Source organism: Sulfitobacter sp., assembly GCF_041552635.1.
Taxonomy (GTDB): domain Bacteria; phylum Pseudomonadota; class Alphaproteobacteria; order Rhodobacterales; family Rhodobacteraceae; genus Sulfitobacter.
This window is the reverse complement of record NZ_JBFEKM010000146.1, coordinates 1-10,641: the sequence shown is the minus strand read 5'-3', so window position 1 is coordinate 10,641 and position 10,641 is coordinate 1. Positions and strand designations below refer to the sequence as shown.

At 60.7% G+C, this 10,641-nt stretch carries 8 protein-coding genes and 1 pseudogene; 4 read left to right on the top strand and 5 right to left on the bottom strand.

Translation table 11 applies throughout. The features are described from left to right. The coding region (locus tag ABYT07_RS15695; RefSeq protein ID WP_372992980.1) for an oligosaccharide flippase family protein at window positions 1-610 on the bottom strand (610 nt) is incomplete at its 3' end. A 199-nt stretch (window positions 611-809) separates the two neighbouring features. On the opposite strand from ABYT07_RS15695, the gene ABYT07_RS15690 reads away from it, so the two are divergent. Beyond that, window positions 810-2,006: a polysaccharide biosynthesis/export family protein gene (locus ABYT07_RS15690; protein WP_372992979.1), complete on the top strand. Its 1,197-nt coding sequence runs from the start codon at window positions 810-812 to the stop codon at window positions 2,004-2,006. A 44-nt stretch (window positions 2,007-2,050) separates the two neighbouring features. Here the strand turns inward: ABYT07_RS15690 and ABYT07_RS15685 are convergent, their stop codons facing one another. The 4 genes from ABYT07_RS15685 to ABYT07_RS15670 form a co-directional block, all read right to left on the bottom strand. After that, complete coding sequence (locus ABYT07_RS15685) at window positions 2,051-4,603, bottom strand: ATP-binding protein (protein WP_372992978.1); 2,553 nt, start codon at window positions 4,601-4,603, stop codon at window positions 2,051-2,053. A 65-nt stretch (window positions 4,604-4,668) separates the two neighbouring features. After that, entirely contained in the window at window positions 4,669-5,175 is a 507-nt protein-coding gene (locus ABYT07_RS15680) for a molybdopterin-dependent oxidoreductase (protein ID WP_372992977.1), read from the bottom strand. 102 nt (window positions 5,176-5,277) lie between these two features. After that, window positions 5,278-6,165 carry a UTP--glucose-1-phosphate uridylyltransferase gene (locus tag ABYT07_RS15675; protein ID WP_372992976.1) on the bottom strand — a complete coding sequence of 296 codons (888 nt, stop codon included), beginning with the start codon at window positions 6,163-6,165 and terminating at the stop codon, window positions 5,278-5,280. Window positions 6,166-6,193: 28 nt separating this feature from the next. Next, a complete protein-coding gene (locus ABYT07_RS15670; RefSeq protein ID WP_372992975.1) occupies window positions 6,194-7,585 on the bottom strand; it encodes a WecB/TagA/CpsF family glycosyltransferase in 1,392 nt (463 codons plus the stop codon). 245 nt (window positions 7,586-7,830) lie between these two features. Here ABYT07_RS15670 and ABYT07_RS15665 point away from each other — a divergent pair, with 245 nt between their 5' ends. The 3 genes and pseudogenes from ABYT07_RS15665 to ABYT07_RS15655 form a co-directional block, all read left to right on the top strand. Continuing rightward, window positions 7,831-8,445 carry a response regulator transcription factor gene (locus ABYT07_RS15665; protein ID WP_372992974.1) on the top strand — a complete coding sequence of 205 codons (615 nt, stop codon included), beginning with the start codon at window positions 7,831-7,833 and terminating at the stop codon, window positions 8,443-8,445. 109 nt (window positions 8,446-8,554) lie between these two features. Then, a complete protein-coding gene (locus tag ABYT07_RS15660) occupies window positions 8,555-9,997 on the top strand; it encodes a hypothetical protein (protein WP_372992973.1) in 1,443 nt (480 codons plus the stop codon). Then, window positions 9,994-10,641 (top strand): annotated as a pseudogene (locus ABYT07_RS15655) (O-antigen ligase domain-containing protein); the annotation flags it as partial. The gene ABYT07_RS15660 and the pseudogene ABYT07_RS15655, both read left to right, overlap by 4 nt.

Sequence of the window (10,641 nt, the reverse complement as noted above, 5' to 3'; positions counted from 1 at the left end):
GAGACAGGTCGATGGTCCACGGATGCAGGCGGCGCATCGCAATCAACCAGAACGGGGCGGTCAACAGGCGCGGCAGGATCAGCGCCACCGCCGTGGGCCAGGCCAGCACCAGCAGCATCGACAGGATGTTCGCGCCGACAATCTGCCCGCCCGAGATCGCCGCCGTCTGGCGCAGCTTTCCGGCGCGCATCGCAAGGGCGGTTTGCACCAGTCCTGCGGGCATAAACAGATATTCGCCCGCCAGCAGCAGGATCATCACCAATAACAACGCATTTCCGTTGGCAGCATACAGCGCAAAGCCGATGGCCGATTGGGCCAGAAACAGCCCAATGCACCAAACCCAAAAGATGCGGTGCGCCGTGGCGCAGGTTTGGGGCAGCGCGTGGTCGGGGGCCGAGATGATCTTTTGACCGACACCGTTTTCTGTGAGCGCCTTCAGGATATCCGCCGCCGCAAGTGCAGCTGCTGCCACACCGATCTGTGCCAGATCCAGCGACCGGGCAACCGCCACCACAACCAGCAACCGCGATGCCTTGGCCGCCACTTCGGAAGCGCCATAGGCAAACAGGTTCTGTGCAAGGCGGGATGTGTTTTGGGGCGCGGTCAGCATCGTGGTCCAATCAAATCTGTTGGACCTACTCTATCGGCTGCAGCCCTCCGGTGTCTCGGACGCCACCGGAGAGGGACAAGGCGCAACCGAACTGCATCATATTCGAACGGATAGGTATGCTAAAGCGAACGCACCCTCGACCGATGAAAGCGAAGTGCCTATCAAAGGGACAACTGAAGGTTATTAATTGAAAGCAATGATGACGCAGACACTCAGATTTGGATCGATGCTTTTGGCGGCGCTTGCGCTTGGCAACTGTGCGCGCCTCGACACGCCCGACAACCTCGAGCCGGTCTCGGCGGGCGATGGCTATCAGGCACAATACCGCGCGCCGGATGTCAGCCGCAGAAATGCGCAATTCCTGCGGTCAGCACAGATCAACGCCCAGAAATGCACCGCACCGCGCGGTGGTGTTGCGGGCAAAGGGTCGGGCCTTGCCGCCAGTTCCCTGCGCGGCGAACGGTTGACGCGCAATGATCTGGTCAATGTCCGGGTCGGGGATGATGATACGTTCAACGGCGATTACGTGGTGTCGCGCGATGGCACGATCAAGCTGCCTTTTCTGCCGCCCATCCGCGCACAGGGTCGCCTGACCAGCGAGGTCGAGCGTGACATCGCAGCCCAGCTGATCGCTGGGGATTTCTTTGTGGAGCGTCCTCGCATTTCCGTGCGGGTGGCGGACTTTGCCTCTGTCACGGTCGGCGTTGCGGGTGCTGTGTTCGAACCGCGCAGCGTTGAAATCGGCGGTGTACCTGGCGATCAGGTGGACAGTCGCCGTCAGGGTGCTTTGGGGGCCTCGACCGAGGGGCGCAACCTGTCGGCTGCGTTGCGGGCGGCGGGGGGCGTGCGGCCCGATGCGGATATCTCTGCTGTCGCAGTACGGCGGGGCGGGCAGGTTTATCTGCTGGACATGCGCGGTGTGTTTGAAGGGCAGAATGCTGTCGATATCATGCTGTTGACCGGTGACGAAGTGTCGGTACCCAGCATGGGCTGTTTTCAGGAAGATCTGATGCGCCCCAGCCCGATCAGCCCGCCGGGCGTGTCGCTGTTTCTGTCCAACCTGACCCAACCTGCTGCGGGCAATGCGCTGTCTGCCGTGGGGCGCGACGTGCGCGAAATTCCATATGGTACGCGGTACTTGCAGGCTGTGATCAACACCAACTGCGTCGGTGGCGCGCGGGCCACCAGTGCGAACCGGTCGTCGGTGCTGTTCTCGCGCAATCCGGTGACGGGGGTTTCGGTGGTGATCGAACGCGACATCGAAAACCTGCTGCGACGTGCGGACCGGGATGATTACGATCCCTTCTTGCTGCCGGGCGATTCAATCGCGTGTTACGACAGCACGATCACCAACATCGGCGAAGTCGGCAAGGTTCTGGGGCAGCTTGCCCTGTAAAACATGGCTTTTACACATGGATCCAGGGCGGACTTGAAGCGGGCTTAAGGCATGCGCGGTGCGGTGCGACGCTCGGCGCTCATCTGGGGTTGCGTGGCGGCCCAGATCGCAGGCAGGCACCCAATGGCTTCGACCATCTGCGCCTGCTCCCCCTTTTTGGCGGCAGTCTCGACCGCAACCAGCGCCGTGCGCAGGTCCACCGCCCCCAATGCCGCCGAGCTGCCCGCAATACGGTGGGCACGCTGCGCAATGTCGTCGTGGGTATGGCTGTCATAGTCTTGCAAATAGGCAATCGTCTCGTCCACTTCGGCGGCGTAACGGATCAATAGCTTGACCAATGCCTCGACCCCCAACATGTCGCGCAGTTCGTCCAGATAGGCAAAGGCCACTGCGGGCGTGGTCACCTTCGCAGTGCTCTGCGCGTCGGGGGCTGCGGCCATATGGTTGGCGATGACGCGGATCAGCCCCTCGCGGTTCAGCGGTTTGGTCAGAATGTCGTTCATGCCGTCCGACAGGAACGCCTCTTGTTCTTCGGCCATGGCGTTGGCGGTCAGGGCAACAATCGGCGTGTGGACACAGGCACCACTGCCAGACCGGATTGCCCGCGTGGCCCCGCGTCCGTCCAGAACCGGCATGCTGATGTCCATCAGGATCAAGTCAAACCGGTGATCCTGCGCCATGTCAACGGCAAGCTGGCCATTATGCGCCTCGGTCACCTTGTGGCCTGCCGACATCAGCATTTCGCGCGCAACCATGCGGTTGATCTCGTTGTCTTCGACCAGAAGGATGTCGCTGGGCCGCGCTTCGGCCCGTGCCGCCCGCTGTACTTTTTCAGATGCGGGCGATGCCGTTGGCATGATGGGCAGATGGATCGCAAAGCTGCTGCCCTTGCCTTTTTCGCTTTCTACCGTGATCGTGCCGCCCAACGCCTTGACGAAACGTTGCGCAATGCCAAGCCCCAGACCGGTGCCGCCCACATCCCGGTCATAGGAACTGTCGCCGGTCATGAAATCGTCAAAAATCTGCGTTTGCAGGTCGGGATCAATGCCGATGCCGGTATCGCTGACTGTGATCTGCAACAGCGGCCCGTCCGTTGCGTCTGCGTGAACCTGTGCATCGACGGTGACGCGGCCATTGCGGGTGAATTTCACCGCGTTGCCGATCACGTTCATCAAGATATGCTGGATGCGGTCGCGGTCGGCGCAGATCCAGTCCACCTGCTGGCCCGTCCAGCCCCATTCCAGCGTGGTATCATGGGCCAGTGCCGCACCGCTTTGGTTGTCTATGATGTCTTGTAACAGATCGCTGAGGTTCATTGTTACGGGTCGCAACCGCAGCTTGCCCGCATCGTATTTCGTGATGTCCAACACGTCCGAGATATGGCCCATCAGCAGCTTGCCCGAGGTGTCCATGTTCTTGATATAGCGCGCTTGTTTCGCACTGAGCCGCGTGTCGCCCAGCAAGGTAAGGTTGCCCAGTAAACCGTTCAGCGGTGTGCGGATTTCGTGGCTCATGGTGGCCAGAAAATCGGTCTTGGCCTTTTCACCGGCCAGCGCGCGGTCACGGGCCACGACCAGTTCACGTTCGGATTGGACGCGTAGGGAAATATCGCGCAGGAAGGCGATGAAAATCTCGCCATCGTCGGTGTTCGCCGACTGGATTGCAAATTCAACCGGAAAGATGTCCCCGTTCGCGCGCTTTGCCTCAAGCTTGATGCGGCCTTTGCCCACCACATGCCGCGCGCCGCCGGCCCGCAAACGTTCCATCCCGGCCTCGTGGCCCGCAACGTGGTGGTCCGGCACGATCAACTGGCCAAGCTTATTGCCAATGGCATCTTTGGCGCTGTAGCCGAACATTTGCTCGGCGGCGCTGTTGAACACCAGAATGCGCCCCTGCGCATCGCTGACAATCACCGCATCCAATGCAGTGCTGGTGACGATGTTCATCCTTTCACCGGCCTCGATGGCTTCGGCGCGGCGTTTGACGTTCTGGGCATTCAAGCGCGCAAGATAGGCCGCCAAAAAGACCAGAACCAGCATCAGGAAACTCACGCCGCCAGCCAGTTGCACCAAGGTTATCTTGATCGCGCCCCGCCGCCGGTCGGAATCATTGGCAAAGTAATCCAGCCCCGAATTGGAAAGCTTCCGAACATTCGAACGCACATCAACCGTGTTGGCCAGCAACTGTGGCAGAGCTGCGCGCAGTTCAGGATCGCTGGCATCAATCTGCGCAACGGCGCGCGCCAGAAATGTCTTTATAATACGCAGGTTGCGGGAAAATTCGGGCTGTTCGCGCATGTCGGCATAGATCGATGCCCGCTCAAGCGTTGTGATCCGGCTGTAAAATATGTCGAATTCCCGCCGCAGCACCTTGAGGTTCGGCGCGGGCGTTATCAGCGCGGTCGAAAGCTTCATCTGGAATTCGAGGAATTCGACCTCGGCCTGCGACAAAGTCCATTGCACATTATCCGAGCTGGCGGAGTTCAGCAGTTTCAGGTCGCGTGATACGTTGCGCGACAGCAGAATGATGGCCACAACGCAAAGGGCCCCCAGAAGGACAAAGGCAAACAGGCGGACACGATAGGCAAAATGTTTCATGGGCAGCACACCGGTTGTCCCGTTTTTGGGGTGGGCCGGTTCAAATGACTCCGGCCCGTCCAACCCTAGTCTACCGCCTCGATACGGTCGAGCTGCCAGATACTGCGCGAATAGATCACTTCCGACCGGTAGTCGGCCTTGTCGTCATAGGGATAGACAAGCCAAAGCGGCCCCTTGTCGCGCACGGACATCGTTTCGCCGTCGATCTTATAGGCGACCATCGGGCCGCCTTCGACCGCGTCTGTCAGCGGAATATCGACCGAATAGTCGTTGATTGCCGTAGCAAGCAGGCTCTCGCCTGTGATACCCAGCCGCTCGACCAGAACTTTCAACGACACACCTTGAAAGATATGCGTTCCTTCGGTCCAGATCGTCGAGGTTTGAAATTCGGTCCCATCAAGATCTTGCAGCATTTGCAGGTCAAACTGCGCCGTGCCATTGATGTTTGTGCTTTCGATCTGGCCTGAAACGGTCAGGATCACGTCACCCTGAGGTACGGCAAGGTCTTGCGCAAAAAGGGGCATCGCGCCAAGGGCAAGGACGGCGGTTGCGTGAGTTAAATGGCGAAGCATGATAAGCGTCCTTTGATTGGATTTATGACTGTATGGCAGAAACCCGCGCGGCACGCATCAGGTAAGAGGGGTAGATACCTATCCCTTTGGATAGATATCGGCTCAGGCCGCGCAGGCCATCGGTTTGGTGCGCCCGTCCAGAAATCCGCTCAATTCTCCGTGCAAGTCGGTCCGGTCCAGTGCAAAGGCAACGGTCGCCTGAACAAAACCCTGCACCGATCCGCAATCGAACCGCTCTCCCTCGAAGCGGTAGCCGGTAACGCCTACGCTTTTCAAATCTGCGCTGATGGCATCGGTCAGTTGTAATTCTCCGCCGGCACCGGGCCCGATGTTGGCAAGCCGGTCAAAGATTGACGGCTCAAGAATATAGCGGCCCACAATCGCATTGGTGGAGGGCGCGTTTTCGGGGCGGGGCTTTTCCACCACGCCGCGCGCTAATGCCAGCCGCCCTTTGGTTTGGTCCACATCGAGAATACCATAGGACGACGTTGCCGCGCGGGGCACGTCCATGGTGGCGACCATATGGCCCCGGTGACTGGCATGGGCCGCGACCATCTGGCTCAGCGCGCCTTGGGGGCCGCGGATCACGTCGTCGGGCAACAACACGGCAAAGGGTTCATTTCCGATCAGGCGCTTGGCAAGCCGCACGGCATGGCCCAGACCCAACGGGTTGTTCTGCCGGACAAAGGACAACGCGCCTTCGGCCATGCGGGTGCCTTCGAGGGCTGCAAGGGCCGAGGTTTTGCCATTTGCCGTCAGGCGCTGCTCAAGCGCCGCGGCGGTATCGAAGTAATCTTCCAGCGCGCCCTTGCCTGCGGCGGTGACAAAGATGAACTCCTCGATACCAGCGGCCCGGGCCTCGTCCACCGCGTATTGGATCAGCGGACGGTCGACCAGTGGCAACATCTCTTTCGGGATGGTTTTGGTGGCGGGCAGAAAACGGGTGCCCATGCCTGCTACGGGAAAGACGGCTTTGCGGATATGTGTCATGGTTTGGGTCCTTTTTGTGGGGTGGGGATCAGTAGGCACCACGGCCAGAGGTGACAGCGCCAAAGGTTTTCAGGATCAGGATCAGGTCGAGGATCAATGTGCGCGAGTCGGCGTAAGACAGGTCCATTTCGACCATCTGGTCAAAGCCGATCGTGGCGCGACCTGACACCTGCCAGATGCCGGTGATGCCGGGTTTGACCGACAGACGGCCAAGCGCGCGCGCAGGATAGGCTGCCACTTCGCATTGCAAAGCGGGGCGTGGCCCCACGATTGCCATTTCGCCGCGCAGCACATTCAGGATCTGCGGCAGTTCGTCGATGGAAAAGCGGCGGATGAACCGCCCAACACGGGTGATGCGCGGGTCATGGCGCGCCTTAAAACAAACCCCCTCGCGATCCGACGTCGCCAGCAGTGCGTCGCGGCGGGTTTCGGCGTCTGTGCTCATTGAGCGGAACTTGAAAATGCGGAACTCCTTGCCGCCACGGCCGATGCGGATCTGGCTGAACAGCACCGGGCCGCGACTGTCGGCCTTGATCGCGATGGCGGTCAGCGCCAGCAGCGGTGCCAGCAACACCAGCGCGCTGGCAGAGACGGCGATATCCAGAAACCGGCTTTGAAACCGTGCGACAGGCAGCTGGCCCAGCGTCTTGCACGCTGCATGCGCCAGAAAGCTGACGTTGCCGGCAAGATAGCGTTTCGCCATCCGCTTGGGTTCTTGCGCCAGACGCCAGACCCATTCCAGTCGCGACCGGCGGACCCATTTGGGCGCACGCGCGACTGTGCCCGCAAGGAAATCGAACAATGCGCCCACGGCCAGCGTAAGCGACGCGTCCAGACGGTGGGCATTTTTGTGCAACCACAGTTCCTGCATCGGTACGCCCAAGGCGACCAGAACGATATCGGCACCGCTGTCATTGATGTCTGCGATCACTGCGTTGCTGTCGGCCGCACCGCCGAACCCGTCGCGGGTGCCAGCGATCCGCAGGTTGGGAATCGTGCTGATCAAACGGTTGGCTGCCGCGTCCGCCGTGCCAGGGGTGCCGCCGAACAGGTAAACCGATTTCCCCATGCGCGCCGCTTTTTCAAGCAGGTCAGGCACCAGATCGGTGCCGTTGAGGTTGGCCGTCAGCGTGTCGCCGGTCATCCGCCCCGCCAGTTCTACACCGATACCATCCGGCAGCAGCATGTCCGCGGCGGCGACGGCCTGCGCATAGGCCGTATCGCTGCGACGTATGTTGCAGCAATGCGCGTTCATGAAATAGGCACGCCGACGCCCCGGAGCGAGCAGAGCCGAGATCGCCTGATCTGCGGTGGCGTCGACCATATCCAGACCAAGGGCGCGCAGGTATGTTGTCTTCAAGCGGCTTGTTTCGACGGGAGTGTAGAAGGCGGGATCGGTGTTGAAGTCAGCATGTTTCATCGTCAAATTCCTTGAGGTGCAGATGTTGCCCCTTGCTGGCTGATCACGCATCTTCGCTCAACTGAGCGGACGGACAGGCACCCGCCACTTTGGTTAACGTATTGTTACATGCGGCGTGCAAACCTATCCGAGCGAACAGGCGACCACCCCCATTGCGCCTTTTGCGCGTCACAATCAGACCCCAATTTAAGCGTGCAAGATCCACAATCTCTGTTTAGAGGTTGTTCTACTTAACGGAGAGCAAGATGCGCGTTTTGATAGCAGACGATCACGACTTACTACGGGACACGCTGGTTCTTTTTCTCGAGGCGCAAGGCGACATCGTGACCCGCACTGCCGCCGATCTTTCGGGGGCATGTACAATGATTGAAGCCGAAGACCGCTTTGATCTGGTGCTGCTGGATATGAACATGCCGGGTATGAACGGGCTTGACGGGCTGAAACACGCATTGACCCTGAAGGGCGGACAACGTGTGGCGCTGCTGTCAGGCGAGGCAACTCGCGAGATTGCAGAACAGGCCCTTGAGGCCGGAGCTGCCGGTTTCGTTCCCAAGACGCTGCCCGCCAAGTCCATGATCAATGCCGTCAAGTTTATGGCGATGGGTGAACAATACGCGCCCATCGACTTTATGACTGCGGTGGATGACACGCCCAAACATCCACTGGCCGAAAAACTGTCGCCACGCGAATTGCAGGTGCTCAAGGGGTTGACCGAAGGCAAGTCCAACAAGGAAATCGCCCGCGATCTGGACATTGCCGAACCGACGGTCAAGCTGCATATGAAAACGCTTTATCGCAAGGTCGGGGCGGCCAACCGCACCCAAGCAGCGATGATCGCGCGCGAGGCGGGGCTTTACTGACATATCCCGATGGATAGGGGTGGTGCCCCCGATGCACCCGTTTCAAGCCATGCGCGTGCGCGCCTTTTTCCGGTGACTTGGTTAATGTCATCGGGACAGGAGACGCCCCATGACATTCCAAGACCCCACTGCTTTCGCAGCCCCCGAATCTGCCAAAAGCCGCCTTTCGCTGCGCCGAATCCTGTTGGGCGGACGGATCAGCGATCTGGGTCGTTTCCCGCGCTACCTTGCCTTCGCGCTGATCGGTGGCACACTGATCTGGGCCCCAATCACCGGATATTTGCGCACAGCGCCGCTGTCGTTCAAATCCCACACCTCTTTGATCCTGCCCGGGTCGGGCGCGTCGGCGTCACTCAACCTTAACGGTATCGGGCAGGCGTCCTCCTATGCGAACTCGGCGTTCTCCAGCAACTCGGTCAGCCCGACGGAAACCTACAAGCGTTTGATCGGGGCCGATCGTATTCTGGCGGCAGCGGCAGAAACGATGGGTCTGACCCGTCAGGCTTTTGGCAAGCCGCGCATCAATCTGGTGGACCAGACCAGTCTGATCCATCTGGAGATGACCGGCGGCAGTGCCGAAGATGCGCAGGCGCGTGGTGACGCGCTGCTGGCGGCCTTCTTTGTCGAACTGGACGCCTTGCGCGCAGACGAACAAAACACCCGCGAGGATAGTGGGCTGGCTGCCATCGCCGATTATCGCAACTCGGTCGCGGCCACCCGCGCCGACATTGCGCAGCTGCAGGATGACACAGGCCTTGCGTCCAGCGATCAATTCGATGCCATTGTCGAAACCACCCGCCTGTTGCACAGCCGCGTGCAAGACCTTGCGGCGACACTTAGCGAAAAAACAGAAAGCGTTGCATCGCTTGAAGCGACACTGGGTCTGCCGGCCAAGTCCGCCGCCGCCACGCTTAAGGTCTATGCCGACGCGCAATTCCTTTCGCTGACCGAAGAAGTGGGCGCACAGGCTGCAAAACTCTCTGAAGCGCGATCCTTGTTTGGCGAAGGCCACCCCAAGGTCCAAGACGCCCGCGCGGCCCATGCCGCAGCGACGGCGGCGGCGTTGCGGCAGGCGGTCGCGGTGACGGGGCTGATCGAGACCCAGCTTGGTGGGCTGGATCTGGCCCCTGCGGGCGCGCGGGCCGATCTTTTGGCGCAACTGGTGCGCATGGATGCGGAACGGGCAGGCATCGTGCGCCAACACGCTACCTTGTCCGCGCGATTGGCCGAGGATCTGGCGAAACAGCAGACCCTTGCCGCCGCCGCCGCACGTTTGCAGGATCTGCAACGCGACTTCTCGGTCGCCGAGGCGGTGTTTGCCACCGCGATTGCGCGCACCCAATCGACCAAATCCGATGTCTATGCCTCGTATCCGCTGGTGCAGGTGCTGGAAAACCCGTCGCTGCCGGACCGTCCGTCATCCCCCAACCGCAAGCTGGCGATTGCCGCAGGCGGGGCCGCGACATTGATGATGCTGATGGGCCTGCTGATGGGCTGGATGCGTTCGGCGGTGATCGGCCGTCTTATCGGGGCGCGAAAGGTCGCAGCATGACGCCGCAAAACCCGGCCGAACGGATGGTCTACAAGGCGATGGTTTATACTTGGCCGTTCTATGCCATCGGCGCGCTTTATGTGGTCGGGCCGGTTCTGGCGTGGGTGCTGGGCGGCATGGCGGCGCTGGCGCTGTACCTTGGCCCCGCCATGCGTGACGATCTGCGCGCTACAGGGTCGGTGCCGCCGCTGGTCTGGTGCTGGTTCATCGGCATGTTCGTGATGCTGGTGGCCCTGTGGGCCGGGCATCTGGACTGGGGCCTGGGACTGAAACAGACGATAAAATCCTCTATCGGCTGGGCCAAGGGGTGGGCGCTGCTCGCACTATTTCCACTGGTGGGCGCAGTGCTGCCAATCCGGCGGTCCCTTTTGGTTCGTGGTCAATGCGTGATCGGGGCCTGGACGCTGGCGCTGGCACCGCTGCTGCTGATCGCACCTTACATTGGCCTGCCCGAGCGTATTTTCACCTCGCCGCTCAAGGCGGTCGGCGGGCCGGGGCCCGAATATTTCTCGGTGTTTTTATTCACCTATGATCCGGCCAGCTGGACGCCAAGATGGCAGTTCTACGCCCCTTGGTCGCCGTTTGCCGCGCTTTTGGGCGTGGTGATGGTGCTGTTCGCGCTAGAGGAAAAAGACCGCAAATGG